Annotated in this window: 22 protein-coding genes; 16 read left to right on the plus strand and 6 right to left on the minus strand. The window is 66.5% G+C overall.

Translation table 11 applies throughout. From position 1 onward, the window contains the following. Positions 1 to 28: 28 nt before the first annotated feature. Positions 29 to 2,479, minus strand: coding sequence for a heavy metal translocating P-type ATPase (locus ACU0DV_RS11590; protein WP_446269792.1), 2,451 nt, complete (start codon positions 2,477 to 2,479; stop codon positions 29 to 31). 74 nt (positions 2,480 to 2,553) lie between these two features. Then, entirely contained in the window at positions 2,554 to 3,132 is a 579-nt protein-coding gene (locus ACU0DV_RS11595; RefSeq protein ID WP_446269793.1) for a Crp/Fnr family transcriptional regulator, read from the minus strand. Between the two features lie 55 nt (positions 3,133 to 3,187). Here ACU0DV_RS11595 and ACU0DV_RS11600 point away from each other — a divergent pair, with 55 nt between their 5' ends. Continuing rightward, positions 3,188 to 3,730: a hypothetical protein gene (locus ACU0DV_RS11600; protein WP_446242673.1), complete on the plus strand. Its 543-nt coding sequence runs from the start codon at positions 3,188 to 3,190 to the stop codon at positions 3,728 to 3,730. A gap of 119 nt (positions 3,731 to 3,849) precedes the next feature. On the opposite strand, the gene ACU0DV_RS11605 is transcribed toward ACU0DV_RS11600, so the two are convergent. Together ACU0DV_RS11605 and ACU0DV_RS11610 are read right to left on the minus strand one after the other, a co-directional pair. Continuing rightward, on the minus strand, positions 3,850 to 4,047 hold the full coding sequence (locus ACU0DV_RS11605) for a hypothetical protein (RefSeq protein WP_370313076.1): 198 nt from the start codon (positions 4,045 to 4,047) through the stop codon (positions 3,850 to 3,852). A gap of 38 nt (positions 4,048 to 4,085) precedes the next feature. After that, positions 4,086 to 4,292, minus strand: a complete 207-nt coding sequence (locus tag ACU0DV_RS11610) for a cold-shock protein (protein WP_446242672.1) — start codon at positions 4,290 to 4,292, stop codon at positions 4,086 to 4,088. Between the two features lie 345 nt (positions 4,293 to 4,637). On the opposite strand from ACU0DV_RS11610, the gene ACU0DV_RS11615 reads away from it, so the two are divergent. The 15 genes from ACU0DV_RS11615 to ACU0DV_RS11685 all read left to right on the plus strand — a co-directional run bounded on the left by ACU0DV_RS11615 (position 4,638) and on the right by ACU0DV_RS11685 (position 21,628). After that, a complete protein-coding gene (locus ACU0DV_RS11615) occupies positions 4,638 to 5,141 on the plus strand; it encodes an Lrp/AsnC family transcriptional regulator (protein ID WP_100929046.1) in 504 nt (167 codons plus the stop codon). A gap of 139 nt (positions 5,142 to 5,280) precedes the next feature. Next, positions 5,281 to 6,420: a glycine cleavage T C-terminal barrel domain-containing protein gene (locus ACU0DV_RS11620; RefSeq protein ID WP_446242671.1), complete on the plus strand. Its 1,140-nt coding sequence runs from the start codon at positions 5,281 to 5,283 to the stop codon at positions 6,418 to 6,420. Between the two features lie 9 nt (positions 6,421 to 6,429). After that, entirely contained in the window at positions 6,430 to 6,879 is a 450-nt protein-coding gene (locus tag ACU0DV_RS11625; protein ID WP_446242670.1) for an OsmC family protein, read from the plus strand. Positions 6,880 to 6,893: 14 nt separating this feature from the next. Further along, complete coding sequence (locus tag ACU0DV_RS11630) at positions 6,894 to 7,688, plus strand: enoyl-CoA hydratase (protein ID WP_446242669.1); 795 nt, start codon at positions 6,894 to 6,896, stop codon at positions 7,686 to 7,688. 3 nt (positions 7,689 to 7,691) lie between these two features. Next, complete coding sequence (locus ACU0DV_RS11635; RefSeq protein WP_446242668.1) at positions 7,692 to 9,326, plus strand: acyl-CoA synthetase; 1,635 nt, start codon at positions 7,692 to 7,694, stop codon at positions 9,324 to 9,326. Between the two features lie 137 nt (positions 9,327 to 9,463). Beyond that, positions 9,464 to 10,864 (plus strand): selenium-binding protein SBP56-related protein, encoded by a 1,401-nt coding sequence (locus ACU0DV_RS11640; protein ID WP_446242667.1) that lies wholly within the window; start codon positions 9,464 to 9,466, stop codon positions 10,862 to 10,864. Between the two features lie 2 nt (positions 10,865 to 10,866). Beyond that, positions 10,867 to 11,526: a hypothetical protein gene (locus ACU0DV_RS11645; RefSeq protein ID WP_446242666.1), complete on the plus strand. Its 660-nt coding sequence runs from the start codon at positions 10,867 to 10,869 to the stop codon at positions 11,524 to 11,526. Positions 11,527 to 11,783: 257 nt separating this feature from the next. Further along, positions 11,784 to 12,830 carry a GlxA family transcriptional regulator gene (locus ACU0DV_RS11650; RefSeq protein WP_446242665.1) on the plus strand — a complete coding sequence of 349 codons (1,047 nt, stop codon included), beginning with the start codon at positions 11,784 to 11,786 and terminating at the stop codon, positions 12,828 to 12,830. A gap of 159 nt (positions 12,831 to 12,989) precedes the next feature. Next, a complete protein-coding gene (locus tag ACU0DV_RS11655) occupies positions 12,990 to 13,838 on the plus strand; it encodes a MurR/RpiR family transcriptional regulator (RefSeq protein WP_446242664.1) in 849 nt (282 codons plus the stop codon). A 239-nt stretch (positions 13,839 to 14,077) separates the two neighbouring features. Then, positions 14,078 to 15,601, plus strand: coding sequence for an ABC transporter substrate-binding protein (locus tag ACU0DV_RS11660; RefSeq protein WP_446242663.1), 1,524 nt, complete (start codon positions 14,078 to 14,080; stop codon positions 15,599 to 15,601). 97 nt (positions 15,602 to 15,698) lie between these two features. Continuing rightward, positions 15,699 to 16,619, plus strand: coding sequence for an ABC transporter permease (locus ACU0DV_RS11665; protein WP_446242662.1), 921 nt, complete (start codon positions 15,699 to 15,701; stop codon positions 16,617 to 16,619). After that, positions 16,619 to 17,515 carry an ABC transporter permease gene (locus tag ACU0DV_RS11670; RefSeq protein WP_446242661.1) on the plus strand — a complete coding sequence of 299 codons (897 nt, stop codon included), beginning with the start codon at positions 16,619 to 16,621 and terminating at the stop codon, positions 17,513 to 17,515. Before ACU0DV_RS11665 ends, ACU0DV_RS11670 begins: the two co-directional genes overlap by 1 nt. After that, positions 17,512 to 19,251 (plus strand): ABC transporter ATP-binding protein, encoded by a 1,740-nt coding sequence (locus ACU0DV_RS11675; RefSeq protein ID WP_446242660.1) that lies wholly within the window; start codon positions 17,512 to 17,514, stop codon positions 19,249 to 19,251. Before ACU0DV_RS11670 ends, ACU0DV_RS11675 begins: the two co-directional genes overlap by 4 nt. After that, a complete protein-coding gene (locus ACU0DV_RS11680) occupies positions 19,248 to 20,177 on the plus strand; it encodes a DUF6963 family protein (protein ID WP_446242659.1) in 930 nt (309 codons plus the stop codon). The genes ACU0DV_RS11675 and ACU0DV_RS11680 overlap by 4 nt, the downstream gene beginning before the upstream one ends. Then, positions 20,174 to 21,628, plus strand: a complete 1,455-nt coding sequence (locus ACU0DV_RS11685) for an N-acyl-D-amino-acid deacylase family protein (protein WP_446242658.1) — start codon at positions 20,174 to 20,176, stop codon at positions 21,626 to 21,628. Before ACU0DV_RS11680 ends, ACU0DV_RS11685 begins: the two co-directional genes overlap by 4 nt. A gap of 48 nt (positions 21,629 to 21,676) precedes the next feature. Here ACU0DV_RS11685 and ACU0DV_RS11690 read toward each other — a convergent pair whose 3' ends face one another. Both ACU0DV_RS11690 and ACU0DV_RS11695 read right to left on the minus strand, forming a co-directional pair. Continuing rightward, positions 21,677 to 23,050 (minus strand): ATP-binding protein, encoded by a 1,374-nt coding sequence (locus ACU0DV_RS11690; protein WP_446242657.1) that lies wholly within the window; start codon positions 23,048 to 23,050, stop codon positions 21,677 to 21,679. Then, positions 23,047 to 23,706, minus strand: coding sequence for a response regulator transcription factor (locus tag ACU0DV_RS11695; protein WP_446242656.1), 660 nt, complete (start codon positions 23,704 to 23,706; stop codon positions 23,047 to 23,049). The genes ACU0DV_RS11690 and ACU0DV_RS11695 overlap by 4 nt, the downstream gene beginning before the upstream one ends. Positions 23,707 to 23,794: the final 88 nt, after the last annotated feature.

The following is a 23,794-nucleotide window of genomic DNA, read 5'->3' on the forward strand; positions in this document are numbered from 1 at the left end:
TGATGATACAATCAATCTGTCGTGAACGTCAAAGTTTCGCCGCCCGGAGCCGCAAGGCATTGCCGATGACCGACACAGAGGACAGGCTCATCGCCGCCGCCGCGACCATCGGAGACAGCAGTACGCCGAGGAACGGGTACAGAAGCCCCGCCGCCAGCGGGATGCCCGCAGTGTTGTAGACGAAGGCGAAGAACAGGTTCTGCCGGATGTTGCGCATCGTGGCCTCCGCCAGCCTGCGGGCACGGACGATGCCGGTCAGGTCGCCCTTCACCAGCGTCAGGCCCGCGCTTTCCACCGCCACGTCGGCCCCGGTGCCCATGGCGATGCCCACGTCGGCCTCGGCGAGCGCGGGCGCATCGTTCACCCCGTCGCCCGCCATGGCGACAGACAACCCCTCCCCCTTCAGACGCCGCACGAGCGCGCCCTTGTCCTCGGGCGAGACACCAGCGTGCACCTCGTCGATGTTGAGCTCCCGCGCGACGGCCTGCGCGGTTGCCTCAGCGTCGCCAGTCGCCATGACGATCCGCAGCCCTGCCTCGTGCAGCGCACGGATGGCATCGGGCGTGGTCTTCTTGATCCGGTCGGCCACCGCGACCAGCCCGGCGGCGCGACCGTCGACGGCCACGAACATGGCGGTCTTGCCCTCGGCCTGCATGGCCTTCGCCCGATCCGAGGGAAGGTCCTCGACCCCGAGATCCCGCATCAGCGCAGCGTTCCCCAGCGCGACCTTCCGGCCATCGACGGTGCCGGTCACACCCTTGCCGGTGATGGCCTCGAAATCGGTGCTGTCCCTGCGCGGTGCATCCCGATCCTCGGCGCCCTTCACGATGGCCTCGGCCAGCGGGTGTTCCGAGCCACGCTCCAGCGCGGCGACCAGCGACAGGAACTCCTCCCCGTCCATGTCCTGCGGTTCGACGTCGGTCAGGGTCGGCTTTCCTTCGGTCAGGGTGCCGGTCTTGTCGACGATCAGCACGTCGACCTTGGCAAAGCGTTCCAACGCCTCGGCATCGCGGATCAAGACACCCGCGCCGGCGCCGCGTCCGGTCGCCACCATGATCGACATGGGCGTTGCCAGACCCAGCGCACAGGGGCAGGCGATGATAAGGACCGACACAGCCGCGACAAAGGCATATGACAGCGCCGGAGACGGGCCGAGCGCCCACCAGGCCACAAAGGCCAGCACGGCCGCGACCACCACTGTTGGGACAAAATACTCCGCCACCCGGTCCGCCATGCCCTGGATCGGCGCCCGCGACCGCTGCGCGCTGGCGACCATCTGGACGATGCGGCTGAGCGTGGTGTCGTCGCCCACGTCTTGTGCCTCCATCAGGAAGCTGCCGGTCTTGTTCAGCGTGCCGCCGGTGACGGCATCGCCTTCGGTCTTCTCGACCGGCACGGGTTCGCCCGTGATCATGCTTTCGTCGACCGAAGACCGGCCTTCCGTCACCACGCCGTCCACCGGCACGCTCTCGCCCGGACGGACGCGAAGGATGTCGCCAGAGCGCAGGTCGTCCAGCGGCACGTCCTCTTCGCTGTCGCCCGTGACACGGCGGGCGGTCTTGGGCGCGAGGTCCATCAGCGCCCGGATCGCGTCGCCGGTACGCTCCCGCGCGGCCAGTTCCATCACCTGCCCGATCAGCACGAGCACCAGGATGACCGCCGTCGCCTCGAAATAGACCGGCGTCATGCCCATGCCATCCCGCACCTGGTCCGGCAGAAGGCCGGGGACCAGCAGCGAGATGATGGAGAACAGGTAGGCCGCCCCGGTGCCGAGCGCGATCAGCGTCCACATGTTCGGGGACCGGTTCACGACAGAGGCCCAGCCGCGCTTGAAGAAGGGCCTGCAGACCCAGACCACCGGCGTCGCCAGCGCGAACTGCACCCAGCCGAACAGCCCGTGACCGAACCAGCGGTCGAAGGGAAGGCCGATGTGCGTGCCCATTTCGAGGATGAAGACCGCCAGCGCCAGCGGCGCGGTGATCCAGAGCCTGCGCTTGAAATCGACGAATTCCGGGTTGGGGCCGCTGTCTGCCGAGGGCGTCATCGGCTCCAGCGCCATGCCGCATTTCGGACAGTCACCGGGATGGTCCTGCACGATCTCGGGATGCATCGGACAGGTGTACTGCGTGCCCTTCGGCATGGCCTCCGGCGCAGGGCGGTCGCCCAGGTACGATTCGGGATCCGCGTCGAACTTCGACTGGCAGCGTTCGGAGCAGAAGTAATGCCGCTGGCCCGCGTGCTTCGACATGTGCGCGGCCGAGGCACGGTCGACCTCCATGCCGCACACCGGATCGGTGGCGGTCAGGTAAGCCTCCGGCTCTGCTACGAATTTCTTGCGGCACCCGTCCGAGCAGAAGTGATACGTGTGCCCGTCGTGGTCCGCCTTGGGCTTGTCCGCCTGCGGATCGACCGTCATGCCACAGACGGGATCGCGGGTGACCTTCTTGGAAGGGTGGTGGTGTACGTGCGCCTCTGCCATGTCCGATCCTCCGGCTTCGGGTTCAAGATGGACCATACAGATGAGGCTTCCAGTCACTGGAGGGTCAAGGGCAATTATGACACCGCGTATCGGCCGCGTGCGATCCGGGTGATCCGCCCCTCGGACAGCAGGTCGGCCAGGGCACGAGAGCACGCCTCCTGTGTCAGCCCGATGCTCGCCGCCAACGCCGTGACCGTGTCCGGCTGGCCAAAGCAGGTCAGCGCCGCAAACGTCCGCTCCCGCGCGGCGCGGATCGACATGATCTGGGTCCTCAGCCGTTCCTCGCGGACCTGTAGCGCCAGCCGCGCGACGAAGGCTTCTGCGAAGTCCGCATCGTGTCTCAGGTAGTCGCGGATCACGGTCCCCGCGACCTGCACGCCCCGCGCCGGGGACAGGGCCACGCAGTCGCAGTGGTAGGCGTCCGCGAAGATGCTCGCCTCGGCCAGCGTCTCGCCCGGACCGGCCTGCGCGATCGTCACCCTGTGGCCGTCCTCGGTCACGCGTACCAACGCGAGCCGCCCGGCATCCACACGCAGCATCGCCGTGCCAGCTTCCCCGTTCCGGAAAACATGGGTGCCTGTCTCGACCTGGAACGCCTTCAGACGGCCGGGCGGCAAAAGGGCAAACGGGTCGTCAATCATGATCGTGATCATAACCCTTGCCCGTTTCCTGCGATAGTATCCATGGACATGCGAACAGGAGATCCCGATGAAACCGCTTGCCATCTTGCTGACATGCCTGCCCTTGGCGGCGAACGCGCAATCCCACGCCGGGCATGACATGCATGCGCCGTCCGCCGCGCCGAAGGAAGCAGGCCAAGGCGGTTTCGCGGCGCTGGCGGAGATCACCGACCTCCTCCGCGCCGATCCGACGACCGACTGGTCTCAGGTGGACCTGGGGCGGCTGCGCTTGCACCTGCAGGACATGGACCAGTTGGTGACCGAGCTACAGGTGAGCGAGAATGACGTGCCGGAGGGCCTGCAGGTGACCATTGACCTGGCGGGTCCCGCCGCCGGGGCAGCCCGTCGCATGGTGCCCGCCCACGGCCCCGTCCTCGCGGCAGAGACCGGCTGGAACAGCGACGTGACCGTCGGTGAAGACAGCATCGTCTGGGCCGTGACCGATGCGGCGGCAGCGGACCAGATCCGAGGTCTGGGGTTCTTCGGCCTCATGGCCACAGGCAACCATCATCCGGCCCACCATCTGGCCATCGCCAGGGGCGGTTCGCAGGATGCCCATTCGGGTCACTAAGGCTTGGCGCAACGCGTCGAGGACCTGTATGCGGGCAAGCCAGTGATCATCGGCCTGCCCGCGGCCACCGGCCACCCCCTCCGGTCAATGGCATAGGCCGGCCGCCGCACCGCCAGGGATCACTCCGACCCGTTGCTGTCGCGTTTTTCGCGGGCTGCCTTCAGGCGCGCCATCTTTTCGGCGCGCTCTTCAGCCTCGTCCTCCAGAACGCGCCTGGCGTTCGCAGTGGTTTTGTCGATCGCCGTGACCACATCCGCAGGCTTCGGCTTGGCGGCGGCCACGCTGGATTTCAGGGGATCGTCAGCGTCGACGTCCATGGCGGGTTCGCCCGTAAGGCTTTCTCTGGACGATGTCTTCAAGCGAGCGCCAGGTTGCTGGCGGACTCGCGGCCATCGCGGCCTGTTTCGACGTCGAAGGTCACCTTCTGGCCGTCATCGATGCGGGTCAGGCCCGCACGCTCGACGGCAGAGATATGCAGGAAGACGTCCCTGCTGCCATGTTCGGGTTCGATGAAGCCGAAGCCCTTGCTGGCGTTGAACCACTTGACGGTGCCGTTGGCCATGTCCGTTTGCTCCTTCAAAATGCTGACCGCAGAAGTGCGGCAGTCCGGAAAACAGTTGATCCAAGTCGATCAACTGACGCCGGGCATACGGCAGCAGCGTTTCGAAGAGAAAAAACTAAGCTCCCCGTCCATGAGGCTTATGGCTTGAAATTACAACGATTCTTGTACGGCAATCACGGGTGCGGACAACGCGGTTGCATAGTCCGGCCACCTGCGCCGCCATCCGTTTGCGGCCCGTGTCGCAAAGTGTTTCGCCCCAACCGCCACAACCGCTATACAGCACCACGGCCGTCGCCCCGCAGGGCGTCCGCGCCGTTCAAGCAAGACCACGAGGGTGAGGCAGCGTTGAAGAAGTTCGGTCTCGATGCCACGGACATCCGTATCCTGAGCGCCGTTCAGAGCCATGGGCAACTGAGCAAGACCCGCCTGTCCGAGATCGTCAACATTTCGGCGACGCCCTGCTGGGCGCGTCTCGACCGGCTGAAGGCGGCGGGGTTCATTCGCGGATATTACGCCGACGTGGCGCTCGACCGGGTGTGCGACTTCACGCAGGTCGTGGTGACCGTCTCGCTGACCACGCATCGCAAGGCCGACTTCGACCGGTTCGAGGCATGGGTCGGGCGGCAGGATGAGATCGTCGACTGCATCGCGACGGGCGGCGGCATGGACTACGTGATGCGGACGATCTGCCCGACGCTGACGGCGTTTCAGGCGCTCATGCAGGACATGCTCGAAGCGGACATCCCCGTGGACCGCTACATGACCTACATCGCGACTCGGGTGGTGAAATCCGGACGGCCCAACATCGCCAAACTGGCCAGTTCCGCGCCGCGCGACCGAACGGTCTGACGAAGGCATCGTTTTCAGCCTGAACGGTCCGCGACAGGGCCCTATTTTGGTCCGCTGCCGCAGGGTTTCGCCGCCTAAATAGGCGTCATCTTCCACCGTGTCCCGGGCCGCCAGCCCGGTTCCAACAAGGGCGCAAACGATGCACGCAGACGAGTTCGGCTTTGGCACGCAGATCCGGAAATCCCCCTACTTCGACGCCACGGTGCGGTGGGGCGCAAAGGGGTTTTCCGTTTACAATCACATGTATATCCCGCGCGACTTCGGCGATCCGGAGCAGAACTTCTGGAACCTCGTCAACGACGCGATCCTCTGTGACGTGGCCGTGGAACGCCAGGTCGAGATCACCGGCCCGGACGCGGCCCGCTTCGTCCAGATGCTGACACCGCGCGACCTGTCCAAGATGGCCGTGGGCCAGTGCAAGTACGTGCTCATCACCAATGCCGAAGGCGGCATCCTCAACGATCCGATCCTGCTGCGGCTGGCCGAGAACCACTTCTGGATCTCGCTTGCCGACAGCGACATCCTGCTGTGGGCGCAGGGCGTCGCGGTGCACTCCGGGCTCGACGTGCAGATCTGCGAACCCGACGTGTCGCCGCTGCAGCTTCAGGGGCCGAAGTCGGGCGCGATCATGCAGGCGCTCTTCGGTGACGACATCCTGAGCCTGAAATACTACTGGCTGCGCGAGCTGAACCTCGACGGCATCCCGCTGATCGTGTCGCGCACCGGCTGGTCGAGCGAGCTGGGCTATGAACTGTACCTCCGCGACAGCGCACATGGCGATGCGCTGTGGGAACGGATCATGGCTGCCGGGCTGGAGTTCGGCCTGAAGCCGGGGCACACCTCGTCGATCCGTCGGATCGAAGGCGGCATGCTGTCCTACCACGCCGACGCCGACATCCACACGAACCCCTACGAACTGGGGCTCGACCGGCTGGTCAACCTCGACATGGAGGCCGAGTTCATCGGCAAGGCGGCGCTGAGGCGCATCCGGGAAGAGGGCGTGAAACGCTGCCAGGTCGGCCTGATCATCGACGCCGATCCGCTGAAAGGCCCGAACACGACCTTCTGGCAGATCAATCGCGATGGCGTCGAGGTCGGCAAGGTGACCTCCGCGGTCTACTCCCCGCGGCTCGAGCGCAACATCGCCCTTGCCATGGTCACGGTGGAGCACGCCCACCTCGGGATGCAGATCGAGGTCCTGCTGCCCTCCGGCCCGTCGATGGCGACGGTAGTGGAGCGTCCGTTCTACGATCCCAAGAAATCGCTGGCTGCGGCGTAAGGCAGGTCCATGTCCGATCTCGCCATCGACCTGCACTGGCAGCGCGGCGGGCCAGCCCTGCTGCCCGGCCAGTATTCCGCCGCGCACCGGGTGTCCTATGGCACCCGGTACGACATCGATGTGGACGCCGCCCCCGACTGGGGCGGCGATCCCGACCACACCAACCCGGAGCAGGCCCTGGCCTCTGCCCTGTCGAGTTGTCACATGATGACCTTTCTCGCATTGGCGGCAAAGGCGGGCTGGCCGGTGGCGGGATACTCCGATCACGCGGTGGCCTTCCTGGGCAAGAACCCCCGCGGACAGATGTCCGTCACGCGCATAGACCTGCACCCGGTGGTGCGCTTCGACCATGGCTTTGGCCTCACCGACGAGGCCATGGCGCAGATGCAGGACCGCGCGCACCGCTACTGCTTCATTGCCAACACGCTGGCCGACAGCGTGGAAATCAACATCCGCTGAAAGGGGGGCCGCCCGTGTCAACGATCCTGCTGCGCGACCTCGATGCCGATGGCGTCCTGCGCCTGACACTCAACGACCCGGCAAGGCGCAACGCGCTGTCGGAGGCGATGCTGACGGAGCTGGGCACAGCCTTTGCCGAGGCAGCCCGCAATTCCGCCGTACGGGTGATCGTGCTGGCCGCCAATGGCCCCGCGTTCTGCGCAGGGCACGACCTGAAGGAGATGACGGCGGGCCGGGCCGCCGATGACAGGGGGCGTGCCTATTTCACGAAGGTACTGACCCAATGCTCCGGCGTCATGCAGGGGATCGTCACCTGCCCGAAGCCGGTCATTGCCGAGGTCACGGGCATCGCCACCGCCGCCGGTTGCCAGCTTGTCGCCAGTTGCGATCTGGCGATCGCCGCCGACACAGCGCGGTTCAGCACACCGGGCGTTCACATCGGTCTCTTTTGCTCGACCCCAATGGTGGCCCTGTCGCGCAACGTCGCGCACAAGCACGCGATTGAGATGCTGCTGACCGGCGACATGACCCCCGCCGCCCGCGCCGCGGAGATCGGCCTGGTCAACCGCGCGGTGTCCCCGGATGCCCTGCGCGAAGAGGTCATGCAGATGGCCCGCAAGATCGCATCGAAGTCCGCGATGACCCTCGCCACCGGCAAGCGCGCCTTCTACGCGCAGGCACAGATGCCGCTGGCCGAGGCCTATGACCATGCCACCCGGGTGATGGTCGAGAACATGCTGGCCCGCGATGCCGAGGAAGGCATTGGCGCCTTCATCGAGAAACGCGCGCCCCAATGGCAGGATGCCTGACCCATGTCGAACCCCTACAACACCGGACTGGACCGCAACCCGGCCAATTACCAGCCGCTGACACCGCTCGGTTTCCTGGAACGCGCAGCGCTGGTCTTTCCCGACCACACCGCCATCGTGCACGGCGCGCTCCGGCGCAGCTATGCCGCGTTCTACACGCGGTCCCGGCAACTGGCGTCTGCCCTGGTGCAGGCGGGCATGGGGCGCGGCGACACGGTCTCTGCCCTGCTCGCCAACACGCCCGCCATGCTGGAATGTCATTACGGCGTGCCCATGAGCGGCGCGGTTCTGCACGCGATCAACACGCGGCTCGACGCGGCGATCATCGCGTTCCAGCTCGACCACGCCATGTCACGGCTGGTAATCGTCGATGCCGAGTTTCTGCCGCTTCTCAATGAAGCGCTTGGCCTGGCCGCAGTCTCGCCGACCGTCATCGTCTATGACGACCCTGAATACGACGGCCCGCGCACCCCGGCAGACGCCACCGATTACGAGGCCTTCCTCGCCGGCGGCAATCCGGACTTCGCGTGGCTGCGTCCCGAGGACGAGTGGGACGCCATCGCGATCAGCTACACCTCCGGCACCACCGGCGATCCCAAGGGCGTCGTGACCCATCATCGTGGCGCGTACCTTCTGGCGCAAGGCAACGCGCTGACCGCATCCATGGCGAAACACGCGGTCTATCTCTGGACGCTGCCGATGTTCCATTGCAACGGCTGGTGCTTTCCGTGGACCCTGTCGGCCATCGTCGCCACCCATGTCTGCCTGCGGCAGGTCCGCGCCGAACCGATATGGGCCGCACTGGCAGAGGAGAAGGTCACGCATCTGTGCGGCGCGCCCATCGTCATGTCGCTGATCATCCAGGCCCCGGACACCGTGAAGCGCGCGCTCACGCGCGACGTGCAGTTCTTCACCGCCGCCGCGCCGCCGCCCGAGAAGCTGCTGGCCGACATGAAGGATGCCGGATTCGACGTGACCCATTTGTACGGGCTGACGGAAACCTACGGTCCCGCCGTGGTCAACGACTGGCACAGCGACTGGTCGGACCTGCCGCCGGCGAAACAGGCCCGGCTGAAATCGCGCCAGGGCGTGCGTTACCTCCCCCTCGAAGGGCTGGACGTGCTCGACCCCGACACGATGCGGCCGGTGCCGCGCGACGGCCAGACCATGGGAGAGGTCATGTTCCGCGGCAACGTCGTGATGAAGGGCTATTTCCGCAATCCCAAGGCCACAGACGAGGCCTTCAGGGGCGGGTGGTTCCATTCCGGCGACCTCGGCGTCGTGCATCCGGACGGCTACATCCAGCTCAAGGACCGCTCCAAGGACATCATCATCTCCGGGGGCGAGAACATCTCCTCCATCGAGGTCGAAGAGGTGCTCTACCGCCACCGCGCCGTGGCGGTCGCCGCCGTGGTCGCCATGCCGCACGACAAATGGGGCGAAACGCCCTGCGCCTTCGTCGAACTGGCCCCGGGCCATCATGCGGATCAGGACGGCCTGCGCGACTGGTGCCGGGCCTACCTCGCACACTACAAGGTGCCCGGTCGTTTCGTCTTTGGCACGGTCCCGAGGACATCCACCGGCAAGATCCAGAAGTTCAGCCTGCGCGACAAGGCCCGTGCGCTGGAAGACGCCTGAATCCGGTGCGCCGGGTGGACTGCTCAGGCAAAAGACTTCGGCACAGCCACAATCCATGGCAGAATTCGCCCATTAGATTTCAAGGAAACGCATAGCGACACATTGAATACCAACTGAATAAAAAGGGAGGAAAGACCATGAACCTGAGACCCGACCCGACGTTCCACGCGACGCCGAGGCTGGCGATGGAGGCGCCGGCCGAGACACTGGCCTTCACGCTGATGCTGAGCCCCGACGGGTCGCAGCCCGATGGACTGGCCGTTGTCGACGTGGACCCCAAGTCCAAAACTTACGGCCAGATCGTCCATCAGGTCATCATGCCGAACAAGGGCGACGAGTTTCACCATTTCGGCTGGAACGCCTGCTCGTCCTCGCTCTCGCCGCTTTCGGGGCACGCCTTCCTCGAACGGCGCTACCTGATCATTCCCGGCATCCGGTCGTCGCGGATCTACGTGATCGACGTGAAGGAGCCGCTGAAGGCGAAGATCCACAAGATCATCGAACCCGAAGAGGTCTTTGCCAAGACCGGCTATTCGCGCCCGCACACCATCCATTGCGGCCCCGAAGGCATCTACGTCTCGACCCTCGGCGGCGGTGGCGCGGACGGCACCGATGGCCCTCCGGGCATCTTCATCATGGATTGCGAGACATTCGACATCCTCGGCCGCTACGAGATGGACCGCGGCGAGCAGGACAAGCACTACGATTTCTGGTGGAACCTGCCGCGCGACTACATGGTATCGTCCGAATGGGGTCTGCCGCCGCAGTTCGAGAACGGCATCGTCGCCGAGGACCTGCTGTCCAACAAGTACGGGCACAAGATCCACTTCTGGAAACTGCGCGAACGCAAGAACGTCCAGACCATCGACCTTGGCGAAAACCACCAGATGGCGCTGGAAATCCGGCCTGCCCACGATCCGTCGAAGGACTACGGCTTCTGCGGTGTCGTGGTGGACACGACCAACCTTCAGGGGTCGATCTTCACGTGGTGGCAGAAGGACGACGGCACCTTCGAGGCGAAGAAGACCCTGACCATCGACCCGCGCCCCGAAAAGCCCGAGAACCTGCCACCCCTGCTGAAAGGGTTCGAGGCCGTTCCGCCGCTGGTCACCGACATCGACCTGAGCCTCGACGACAAGTACCTCTACGTCGCCTGCTGGGGCCTGGGCGAGATGCTTCAGTACGACGTAACCGACCCGATGAATCCCAAGCTGGCGGGCAAGGTCGAGCTGGGCGGCATCGCGCGCGGCACGAAGCATCCCTGTGGCAAGCCCTTTGCCTATGGCCCGCAGATGGTGGAGATCAGCCGGGACGGCAAGCGTGTCTACTGGACCAACTCGCTCTATTCGACGTGGGACGATCAGTTCTACCCGGACGACGAGGGCGGCCAGATGGTCATGGCCCATGTGGGCGAAAACGGCGGCCTGACCCTGGCCGAGGACTTCTACATCGAATTCCCCAAGGGCTATCGCAGCCACCAGATCCGTCTTGAAGGCGGGGACTGCTCGACCGACAGCTTCTGCTATCCGTCCGCCTGAACATGGATGCACCGACCACCGCAACGGCCCTCTGGGGGGCCGTTGCCTTGTCCGGCCTCTATCACGGGGTCAATCCCGGCATGGGATGGCCGCTGGCCGTCTCTGCCGCGCTGATGGACCGCAGCCGCCGCAGCCTCTGGCGGGCGCTGGGGGCGCTGGCCCTCGGGCACCTGCTGGCGATGGCCGCGATCCTGTTTCCCTTCGGCGCGCTCATGTTCCTTGCCGAATGGGAACGCGAGATCCAGATCGGCGCCGCGCTCCTCGTGATCGGCCTCGGGGTGTACCTGCTGTTCAACCGGCGCCACCCCCGGTTCCTCGCCCGCATTCCGCCGTCACGGCTGGCGCTGTGGTCTTTCCTGGCCGCGATGGCGCATGGCGCGGGGCTGATGCTGGTGCCGATCTACCTTGGCATCTGCCGCACGGTCGAATCCGACGCCGGTCATGCGGCGGCTGCCGGCCTGATGACCGGAAACGCCGGGGTGGCGGCGCTGGTGGCGCTGGCCCACACCCTGGCCATGACCCTTGCCGGGGGCGCATTCGCCTTTGCTGTCTATCGCTGGTTCGGCCTGAAGGCCCTGTCCCGCAGCTGGTTCAACCTCGACGTGGTCTGGGCGCTCAGCCTGGTGATGGTCGGCGGGATTTCCCTTCTGACGCTCCACTGAGGCACAACGCTCTCGACCGCCTATCGTCTGTGCTGGACGCATCCAATCGTGCCGACACCGGCCCGAGGTCGCTTGCAACCGCTGCACGCGGCTGTACGGTCGCGGCGCATCACAAGCTGACTGGCCGGTGTCGCATTGCTAGGGTGTCGGGCGGCAATATCCTTTGGATGGCCATGAGCCAACCGACGCTTGGCATCGTAGAACCAGCGGACATCCAGACCACCCGCAACGACCAAACGGACCGACGACACCGCGACATGGAAGCAGATCACGCCTCGAACAGACCCGCTGGCGGCCCGGCGACACAGGAGCAGACCTCGCGGGGGATCGCGTCCATCGCGCTCGAAGGCGACGTGGACAAGCTGGACTTCACCTTCGTCGGGCTGCCGAAGGCGTCGATGCTGGCCTTCACCTCGGCGGTCGAACCGCTGCGCATCATCAACCAGCTCGCAGGCCGCCAGATCGCGCGCTGGCGGCTAGTGACGCCGGACGGCGCGCCCCTGACCTTCTCGTCCGGGCTGAGCATGATGGCCGAAAGCCCGCCCCGCGACCTGCCGCGCCACACAAGGCTGATCGTCTGCTCCGGCACGGAACCGGAAACCTCGCTCTCCGACACGGTCACCGCGATGGTGCGCCGGGCATGGCGGCACGGCCACATCGTCGGAGGCATCTGCACCGGCGCCTACACGCTGGCAGAGGCCGGGCTTCTGCAGGGCCGCCGCTTCACCCTGCACTGGGAGAACACCGACAGCTTCGAGTTGCGTTACCCGAACCTCATGTCGACGCGGCAGCTGTTTGCCATCGACAACAACGTGATGACCTGCGCCGGGGGCACCGCCGCGACGGACATGATGCTGTCCGTGCTGAACGATCACTACGGCCCCATCGCGGCGAGCGTCGTCATGGAGATGTGCCTGCACCCCGCGATGCGGATGCCGGACGAGGCGCAGAAGGCCTCGCTGGCGTTTACCTTCGGAGTGCGCAACGCCCGCTTCCTCGCGCTGATCCAGGACATCGAGAACAGCGATAACTGGTTCGACACGATGGACACGCTTTGCGAGAAGCACGCCCTGTCGCGACGGCAGATCGAGCGGTTGTTCAAGAAGTACACCGGCCATTCGCCCCAGGCCTATGCCAAGTTGCGGCGCCTCGACCATGCGCGGCTGCAACTGGCCACCACGAACATGTCGGTGCACGAGGTGGCAATTGCCTGCGGCTTCGAATCCGCCCGTGTCTTTGCGGTCAACTTCAAGAAACGCTTCGGCATGACGCCGACGGAATACACCGCGACCCACCGCAGATAGAGCCGCCCGTCCGGTCGGCAGATGACGTTTCACGCGCAATGCGCATCCGAAGCACGCAACGGGCGCTCGGCGACCGGATTGATTTCGCATGGATACGCCCCGGGTGAGCCTTTACGTTGCGGGACAATTCAAATGATCCATTCGGCGGGGACCGGAGCAATGGAAAAGACCTTTCACATCGCGCAACGCCTGCTGTCGACCTATGACGAGATGCCGCGCGGCGAACGTCGGCTGGCTGACCTGCTGCTTGAGGATGTCGGCGTGCTGGGCTACCTGACGGCCAGCGATCTGGCGGATCAGGCCGGCGTGTCAAAGGCGACCGCGGCACGGCTGTTCCGGCGCCTAGGCTATCACGGGTATCGCGACGCCCAGCGCGAGGTGCGCGAGAACAAGTCGGCCAAGGCCGCCGCGCCTGAGGTGCCCGCGCTCTCCGGCGGGTTCCTGTCACCGGGCGAATACCTCGACGCCGAGGTGAAGCACCTCGTGCGCACGTTCGAGACCCTGCCCGCAGAACAGATGTCGGAGGCGGTGGAGATCCTCTGCCGCGCGGCGAAACTCTGGGTCGTGGGCTTCGGCGAGGGCTATCCGCTGGCGCTGTTCGCGCGGGCACTGCTGATCAAGGTCTTCCCAGACATCCGCATGATCCCCCTCAGCGGTTTCCCCGTGCCGGAGGAATTCGCCTCGATCAATCCGGAGGACGCAGTGCTGGCCTTTGGCGTCGGCCGCCGGACGGACGAGTTCCGCAATGTCATCGGATCGTCGCGCCGCGCGGGCGCAAAGGTCATCCTCGTGACCAATTCCATCGCTGCCGGGGACAAGCGCGGCGCAGACCTGATCCTGCGCGGACGATCCGAGGGCCCCACGGTCTTCGGTTCGATGACCGCGCCGCTCAGCCTTGTCACCTACCTCTGTGCGCGCGTGGCAACCCGGACCGGCGATTCGGCACAGCGGCGTCTGGACCACATCGAATCGATTCATTCTCAATGGGCTGAAGAAAGCAGCAAATGAGAGTGTTGCGTTTTCATAAGTGAAAAGAATCGCCCGGAGCGATCCTCGCGAAAGAGTCACTTTTGAAAATCGCCATGTCGTTTATGAAACAATCCTTGCGCTGAAGAAGGTTCCGCACGGACCCTTGTCCTCATGTCGTTCCTCCAAGCGAGGCGACGCAACTCGATCTGACGGAGATGAGGACAATGGACGACACACGCAAAAGAAGACGCGGGTTACACGCGGCAACAGGGGGAATGATGACGGCTGCGCTGGCGCTCGGCGCGACCGCAGCCAGCGCTCAGGACCTCGTCTGGGCGCGCTACGGGGACATCGACAGCCTCGATCCGCACCGCGCGACAAGTACGCTGTCGATGCAGGTGTGGGACCAGATCTACGACACGTTGCTCGCCTTCGACATGGACGGCACCCCCGGCCCCAACATGGCGAAAAGCTGGGAGGTCAGCGAGGACGGCCTCGAATACACCTTCACCCTGAACGACGGCATCCTGTGCCACGACGGCACCGCCTTCGACGCCAATGACGTGAAGTTCACCATCGACCGCGCCTTCGGCGACACGCCCAGCCTGACGAAGACAAGCTGGGGTCCGATCACCGACGTCGCCGTGGAGGATCCGCTGACCTTCAAGGTCACGCTGGACAGCAAGTTCGGCGCCTTCCTGCCGTTCCTCGCCGACAGCTTCTCTTCGATGGTCTGCGACACCAACACCGCGGACACCTTCGGATCGACCACCGCCATCGGCACCGGGCCGTTCATCCTCGACGAATGGGTGAAGGGCAGCGAGATCGTCCTGTCAAAGAACCCCGACTACGTGAACTACGGCGAGCCGTGGGAGAACGAGGGCGCGCCCCACATCGACCGGCTGCTGATCCGCACCGTGCCGGAGGCGCAGACCCGTCTCGCCGCGCTGCGCACCGGCGAGGTCCATATCGCGGAACCGCCCTTCGACGACATCGAGGCGATCCGGGAAGCGGGCGAGCTGGACATCATCGTGGCCGAGAACACCGGCCAGGACGTGTTCTGGGAATTCACCGTCTCGCGCCCGCCCTTCGACGACATCCGCGCGCGTCAGGCCGTCGCCTATGCCACCGATCCGCAGATGGCCATCGACATCATCTACGGCGGGCTGACGAACCGCGAATGGTGCCCGGTCGCCCGCGGCGTCTTTGGCAACGATCAGGAGTTCTGCAAGCAATACGGCTACGAATACGACCCCGAGAAGGCGAAGGAACTGCTGGCCGAGATGGGCTACGGCCCGGACAACCCGATGGAGACGACGATGTTCGTCTGGACCGGCGGCAACCGGCACAAGCTGGCCGAGATCTTCCAGTCGCAGCTTGCGCAGGTCGGCATCGACGCCGGAATCGAGATCATGGACATCGGCACCATGAACGCCCGCGTGAAGGCCCAGAACGAGGACACCACCTCGGAAGAGCCGGGCACCTTCGACATGATGACATGGTCCTGGTACGACCCGGACATCCTCTACCAGCTCTGGCATTCGCCCGGCGCCTATTCCGGCTTCCAGAACGCCGAGCTTGACGCCATGCTGGAGGAAACCCGCACCACGATCGAGCCCGAAGCTCGGCTGGAGAAGGTGCAGGCGGTCATCAAGTACCTGATGGAGAACGCGGTGCACATCGGCCTCTACAGCCCCGGCTGGGAGTGGGTCTTTGCCGTGCGCCCCGAGGTCGAGGGCTTCAAGGTCGGGCCGTTCCTGCACCCGAGCTTCCTTGACGTGACGGTGACAAGCGGGGGCTGATCTCCATTCCCCTGGAGGCCCCGGCCCGTCACCACCTCGGCGCGCGGACACGTTCCCCCCGCGCGCCGAACCACCCCTCCCGCCAAGGAGACCGCCCATGGGCAAGTTCATCCTCCAGCGCCTTCTGGCCGCGCTCGTGACCATCTGGATCGCGACCATTGCGGTGACGATCCTGATCCACCTCGTGCCGGGCGACCCGGTGCGGATCATGTACGGCAGCTTCCAGACCACGCCCGAGGAACTGGAGGCGATCCGCGTCAGGCTTGGCCTCGATCAACCGATCTGGACGCAGTACTTCATGTACCTCCAACGGCTGCTGCAGGGTGACCTGGGCCGGTCAATCGTCGGCGATCAACCGGTGCTCGACGTGCTGCTGACGCGCTTTCCGGCCACGCTGGCCCTGACGGTGTCGAGCCTCGCCATCGCCATCGTCGTGGGCATGAGCCTCGGCTTCCTCGCGGCCTACAAGCGCGGAACCTGGGTCGACGTGGGCGCGATGGTGCTGGCCATCGTCGGCGTGTCGATGCCGCACTTCTGGCTTGGTCTTCTGTTGCTGTTCCTCTTTGCCCTGCAACTGCAATGGCTGCCCGTGGCGGGGGGCGACTGGCGCAGCCTGATCTTGCCCGCGCTGACGCTTGGCCTTGCCAATGCCGCCGTTCTGGCCCGCCTGACGCGGTCGGCAATGATAGACATCTTCGATCAGGACTTCATCCGCACCGCCCGCGCCAAGGGCCTGCCGCGCTCCATCGTGCTTTACCGTCATGCGCTGCGCTCCGGCCTCGTTCCGGTGGTGTCGATGCTGGGCCTGCAGTTCGCCTACCTCATGGGCGGCGCCATCGTGATCGAGAACGTCTTTGCCTGGAACGGTGTCGGACGCCTCGCCATCGAGGCGGTGCTGTCCCGGGACTACCCGCTCATCCAGGGTTTCATCCTCTTCTTTGCAACCGTGGTCGCGCTGGCGTCGGTGGTGATCGACATCGCCTATGCCTTCCTCGACCCCCGCATCCGGTATTCGTGATGATCCATTCATCCTCTACCGCCGAGCTGGCGGACGACCTGGCCACCGACTCCGCCGCGCGCAAGCGCCGCTTCTGGCGGGCGCTGGTGGCCAGCCCCTCGGGCCTCATCGGCCTCGTCATCGTAGCAGTCCTTATCGTCGCCGCCCTGACTGCTCCGGTGATCGCCCCCTTCGATCCGCTGCGCATGGCGGCCGGTCCAAGGCTTCAAGGCCCGTCGATGGATCACCTCATGGGCACCGACGACTTCGGCCGCGACGTGCTGAGCCGGATCATCTACGGCGCGCGGCTGACGCTGCAGATCGGGGTGATCGCGGTGGGCATCTCGCTGACCGCCGGCCTGCTTCTCGGGCTGGTCGCGGGTTACAGTTCCGGCTGGACCGAACGCATCCTGATGCGGCTGGTGGACGTGCTCTTCTCCTTCACCGAGATCGTCATCGCCCTCGCCTGCCTCGCCATCTTCGGCGTGGGCCTGACCAACGCGATGATCGCCATCGGCATCGCCTCGATCCCGTTCTATGCCCGGGTGACGCATTCCGTCGTACTGGTGGAGAAGGGCAAACCCTATTTCGAGGCCGCCATAGCGGCGGGCGCCGGGCACATGCGGCTGATCTTCCTGCACCTGCTGCCGAACGTGGTGCCGACCCTGATCGTGATCGGCACGCTGGGTGTCTCAACCGCGATCCTTGCCGCCGCCGGTCTGTCCTTCCTCGGCCTCGGCGCGCAGCCGCCGCAACCGGAATGGGGCTTCATGCTGTCCTCGTCGCGCGACCTCATCAGCCGCGCGCCGTGGATGATGATCTTTCCCGGCCTTGCCATCGCCATTACCGTCCTGGGGTTCAACCTTCTGGGTGACGGCATCCGCGAGGCCCTCGACCCGAGGCAGACAGAACGATGACACCAGACACCGGCACACCCCTCCTGTCGGTCCGGGGGCTGACCGTCTCCTTCGGCAAGGGGCGCAACCGCAACGTCGCGGTGCAGGACCTGAGCTACGACCTCCACCCGGGCGAAACGCTTGCCATCGTGGGTGAGAGCGGATCGGGCAAAAGCGTGTCCTCCATGGCGCTGCTGGGCCTCCTGCCGCCCGGTTCGGCCAACGTCGAAACCGGCACGGCGACCTTCGACGGACGCGACCTGCTGACACTCACCGACGAAGAACTGCGCGGCATCCGGGGCGACCGGGTGACGATGATCTTCCAGGAGCCGATGACCTCCCTCACGCCGGTCCTGCGCATCGGCCAGCAACTGACGGAGGCGCTGATCGAGCACAAGGGCATGTCCCGCGCCGAGGCCGCAGCCCGGGGCCGCGAGATGCTGACCCTCGTCGGGCTCGACGACGCGCCCCGGCGGATGCGGCAATTCCCGCACGAACTGTCGGGCGGCATGCGCCAGCGGGTGATGATTGCCATGGCCATGTCTTCCGACCCGGCGATCCTGCTGGCGGACGAACCGACGACCGCGCTGGACGTGACCGTGCAGGCGCAGATCCTCGACCTGATGCGCGACTTGAAGACCCGCTTCGGCACCTCGATCATCCTGATCACCCACGACATGGGCGTCGTGGCCGAGATGGCCGACCGCGTCGTCGTCATGCGCAAGGGCCGCAAGATCGAGGAAGGCACCGTCCGCGAGATCTTCGAAGCGCCGCAACACGACTACACCAAGGCGCTGCTGGCCGCCGTCCCGCGGCTTGGCGCCCATGCAGCGGCGGCGGAACCCCGGCAGGTGGTGGACAGCCCCGCCCGCCCCGGCGACCGGCTGCTGCACACCCGCAGCATGTCCAAGACCTTCCGCGAACGCGGTCTGTTCGTGGCGAAGGCGGGCGGCACGGCAGCGATGCAGGACGTGGGCTTCGACCTCGCGTCAGGTGAAACGCTGGCACTGGTCGGCGAAAGCGGCTCGGGCAAGTCGACCACGGGGCGTGCGGTGCTCAGGCTGCTCGATCTCGACGAAGGCGTGATCGAGATCGGCGGCACGGACATGCGCAAGCTGTCGGGCAAGGCCGTCCGCAAGGCGCGGCGCGAGATGCAGATGATCTTCCAGGATCCGTTCGCCTCGCTCAACCCGCGCCTCAGCGCCCGGCGTCTGGTGGCGGAACCGATGGTGATCCATGGGCTGGCGAGCGGCAAGGACCTGCAGGACCGCACCGAGCAGCTCTTCCTGCGTGTCGGGCTGGAGGCCGACCACATGCGCCGCTTCCCGCACGAGTTTTCCGGCGGTCAGCGCCAGCGTCTCTCCATCGCCCGCGCCCTCTCGGTGAACCCCAAGCTGATCGTCGCGGACGAACCGACCTCCGCGCTCGACGTCAGCGTGCAGGCGCAGGTGCTGGAGCTGATGCTGGAGCTGCAACAAAGCCTCGGCCTCGCCTACCTCTTCATCAGCCACGACATGGCGGTGGTCGAGGAGGTCGCCCATCGGGTCGCGGTCATGCGCCGTGGCCGGATCGTCGAGATCGGCCCACGGCAGGCGGTGCTGAACGACCCGCGCCACGCCTACACCAAGGCGCTTCTCGCCGCCGTCCCGGTGCCCGACCCGACCCGCACGCGCGGCACACTGCCGGCGCTCGACACGGACCAGTTGCCCATGGGACCACTGACCGAGATCGCTCCCCAACACATGGTGGCCAGTTGACTATTGGAATTGCAGTACATGCCCCCGGAGCCGCCCGCGCGGCACTGGCGGGTCTCGAAGCGGTCGAAGCCGTGGGGCGCGGCGCAATAGGCGGATTTGTCAGCCTGTCGGTCATCACCCCCGACGGCGCGCTGCACAATCTGGGCGTCCAGAGGGGCGGCGCGCGGGCCATGCTGGCAGAGCCGCTGCTCGCCACGCTGGCGGCGGCGCATCTGGGCGTGCTCATGTCGTCGGGTCCCGACCGGCCCCAACCCCTGTCGCAGTTCACCCCTGCGGCGGCGGACGCGGGGCTGATGACCGGCCACCGCCTGCCCAACATGCCCGGCCCGGACGGCACGCCCCCGAACCTCGTGGCGCTGCAGGCCCTCCGCGAAGGGCTGTCCGCCGAAGAGGCGGTCGCGCGCGCCCTCGGCGACGCGCCGGAGCTCGATGCCGGGCTGATCGCGATGACGCTTGGCGGCGACATCGCGCTGGCGAACTCCGCATCCGTCGCCGCGCGCGACGATATCGGCGAGGCGTTGCTGGTCGAACCGGGCCTGTCCGTGGCGGTGATGCACAACTCGATCCTTCCGCACGAGGCTCTGGCCGATCTTGCCGTCTCCGCCATCCGAGACACGCTTTGGCCAAGGGACGCATGGACCGGATCGGGCACGGCCATCGGCCTGACGGTGCACGACGGCAGCGCCGAACGCGCCCTGCTGATCGATCCTGACACCACCACGCCCCTGGCATTCGAGGCGGCCGGACCGGAGTGGCGGCGCGCCGAGTGGGAAGGCTGCCCGGTGCGCCGGGGCGATCCGGTGATCGCCGGGGGCCGGGTCGTCGGCAAGGTCATACAGGAGGCCTATTGCATCCTGCGCAACGGCACCGTGACAAGCACGCGGGGCGGCCACACGATCACCTGGACACCGGGAGACACGGCATGAGCGGCAATTACGAATGCGATCTGCTGATCCGTGGCGCCTCCGTCTTCGACGGGACCGGCGCACCGCCGATGACCTGTGACGTTGCCGTGGCAGGCGACCGGATCGTCGCGGTAGGCTCCGGCCTGACGCTCTCCGCACGCGAAGAGGTGCAGGCCAAAGGGCTGGCCCTTGCCCCCGGTTTCATCGACGTCCACACGCATGACGATCTGGCCGCCATGTCGCTGGACGCCAGCCTGCCGAAGCTGAGCCAGGGCGTGACCACCGTGGTGACCGGCAACTGCGGCATCAGCCTCGGGCCGACCCCGCTCGGACGCCGCGACACGGTCGTCCCGCCGCTCGACCTGATCGCGACGAAGGACGAATACCGCCATGAGACTTTCGGGGATTTTCTGGCCGCCGTCCGCGCCACAGGCCCTGCGCTGAACGTCGTCCCGCTGGTCGGCCACACCGTGCTGCGCGCAAGGGCTGTTGACGACCTGACCGGCCCCGCAACCAGTGACGAGGTCGAGGCCATGCGGCGCGATCTGGTCGCCGCGCTGGATCAGGGGGCCGCGGGCCTGTCCACCGGCCTCGCCTATCCGCCCGCCAAGGCCGCCACGACCGGAGAGGTCCTCGCGCTGGTGCGCGAGGTCGCCGCCGCAGGCGCGCTCTGGACAACGCACATGCGGGACGAGCGGACCGGCGTGGTGTCCGCCGTGGCCGAGACCATCGACATCGCCCGCCGCAGCGGCGCGCGCACGCTGATCTCTCACCACAAATGCTGCGGCGAGGCGGCGTTCGGCCTGTCCCGGACAACGCTCGCCATGATCGAGGACGCGCGGCAGGACATCACGCTCGACATCGACGTCTATCCCTACACCGCCAGTTCCACCGTGCTGATCGAGAGCTTCGCGCGGGACAGCCGCCGGGTGACCGTAAGCTGGTCGGACCCGCATCCCGAAATGGCCGGTCGCGACCTGAGCGAGATCGCAGGGATATGGGGCATCCCCGAGATGGAAGCGCTCGACCGGCTGCGTCCGGGCGGCGCGATCTATCACCAGATGGATGACGGCGACCTTGAGCGCATCCTCGCATGGCCCCCGTCGCTTGTGGGCTCCGACGGACTGCCGCGTGACCGAAGACCGCATCCCCGGCTCTGGGGCGCCTTCCCGCGGGTGCTGGGCCACTACGTGCGCGACCGGTCCCTTCTGACCCTGGCAACGGCCATCGCCAAGATGACCGGCCAGACCGCAGATGTTCTGGCGCTTCCCGACCGCGGGCGGATCGCCGAAGGCGCCGCCGCCGACCTGGTGCTGTTCGATCCCGGCCGCATCCGCGATGCCGCCAGTTTCGAGAACCCCACCCGCCCGGCGGAGGGCATCGTGTCGGTCTATCTCAACGGCAAGCTCGCCTATCGCCCGGAAGCCCTCGGCACATCGCCCTGCGGCAGGCTGCTGGCCCGCGCTTCGTAAGCCGCACATGACGGGCTCCGAACGGCGTACAGCACCCGCAAAGGCGTTCTAGCCCCGGTGGTTGCCGCCCTCGAAGCCGCTGTGATCCGCCGAAGGCGCCACCGGCAGGTCCAACCGGGCTTCGAACCCTGTGGTCTGGCCCGGACGCGGAGAGCTCAGCGTCAACCGGCTGCCGCTGCGCTCCGCGATGGCTGAGACGATGGCCAGCCCCAACCCGCTGCCTTCGGGGTCATCGGCGGCGCGCTCGAAACGCCGCGTCAGGCGGGCCAGCTTTTCGGCGGCCACGGGCGGGCCGTCATTTGCAACGCTCAGCGTGCCCCCCTGCGTCAGCCGCACCTCGACCGGCTGGCCCTTGTCCCCATGACGGTGCGCATTCTCGATCAGGTTCCGGCAGAGGATGGCCAGCATGTCGGGATCGAGGTCGGACAGAACCGGATCCGGCGGCAGGGTCATGCGGATGTCAGGACCGCCCGGCGCCCGCCCGATGTCATCCGCCACGATCCGGACCACAGGACGCAGGTCCGCCCTTTCCGGCAGCCTCAGCCGGCCGCCCTCGGCCCGGGCAAGCTGCATCAGCCGCTCCGAAAGCCGGGTGAGCCGCTTGAGCGTTGCCTCGATCCCGGACGCGCGCTCCTTCAGCTTCGGATCGTCGGTCTCGGCCCGCAGCCGCTGCACCTGAGCGATGGCCCCGGCCAGCGGCGTTCTAAGTTCATGCGCCGCGTTGGAGGCAAAGCTGCGCTCCGCCTCGAACGCTGCCTGCAGCTGACCGAACAGCCGGTTCAACGTCTCGGCCAGCGGTGCCAACTCGGACGGCAGGTCCAGCGCGGGGACGGGCGTCAGGTCGCGGGGCGTGCGGGCCTCCAGCCGGTCGCGGAAGCGGCGCAACGGGCCAAGGCTTTCGCGGACGGCGAGGAAGATCGCCAGCAGCGCCACGGGCAGCACGATCAGCAGAGGCAGGCCCAGCCCCATCTGGATCTCGCCCGCGACCTCGGCACGATGGCCCAGCGGCTCCGCCACGGTGATGCGGATGGTGCCGCTGACCGCCTCGTCATTGTAGAACCGGTGCGTCGCCGTCTTGCGGAAGCCGCGGCCGTCATAGGGCGGGAACACTGCCGGGTCGGCGGCATGGGACTGAAGCAGGACGGTGCCCCCGGCGTCCCGAACGACATAGGTGAAATGTTCGTCATGACCGCGCAGCGCCGCCAGCCGCTGCGTGACGCCGTCCGTGTCGCGGCTGACGATATCGGTGACCGCCAGCGGCAGGATGCGCTCCGCCGTCTCGCGCAGCGCGGAATCGAACACTTCGTCGATCTCGTGCCGCAGGCCGATGGCCGTGATCGTGGCCGCGCCGATCCAGATGGTTGTCAGCAGCACGCCCAGCGACAGGGCCAGCCGGGTCAACAGGCTGCGTGGTCGTCTCATGCGCGGCCCAGCCGGTAACCGAGGCCACGTTCCGTCTCGATCACCGCCGGCCCCAGTTTCTTGCGCAGGCGACTGACGTGCACCTCGATGGTGTTGCTCTCGATCTCTGCGCCGAAGGCATAGAGCTTGTCCTCCAGTTGCGCCTTGGACAGGAGCTGGCCGGGCCGGGACAGGAAGGCCTCGAACAGCGCCCATTCTCGCGCGGTCAGCTGCACCGGCCTGCCGTCGCGGGTGATGCTTCGGGCCGCGAGGTCGATGGCCAGCGCTCCATGCGTGACGATCGGGTTGGGGTTGCCGGTGTAGCGCCGCGCGACAGAGCCGATCCGCGCCGACAGTTCGTCCAGGTCGAAGGGCTTCACGAGGTAGTCGTCCGCACCTGCATTCAGCCCCGCGATCCGGTCGGACACCTGGTCCAGCGCGGTCAGGATGATGACCGGTGTGACATCGCCGCCGGTGCGCAGCGCCCTGAGAAAGTGTAGCCCGAGGCCATCGGGCAGCATCAGGTCCAGCAGGATCAGGTCGTAGGCCGCGCTGCGGATCGCCTCGCGTGCCTCGTCGAGACGCCTCACCCAGTCCGCCGAATGCCCGTCGCTGGCAATCTGGTCGCGCGTGGCGGCGCCCAGGACACGGTCGTCTTCGATCAGCAGGATGCGCATGGTGGCCGTCTTCCTCTCGGTTGCAGCATCCTTGGCTTGCCAGGCTGACACAAGGCTGACAAAGCGCGCACCCTCGCTTCAGCTTGCC

Source organism: Sagittula sp., from assembly GCF_052825245.1.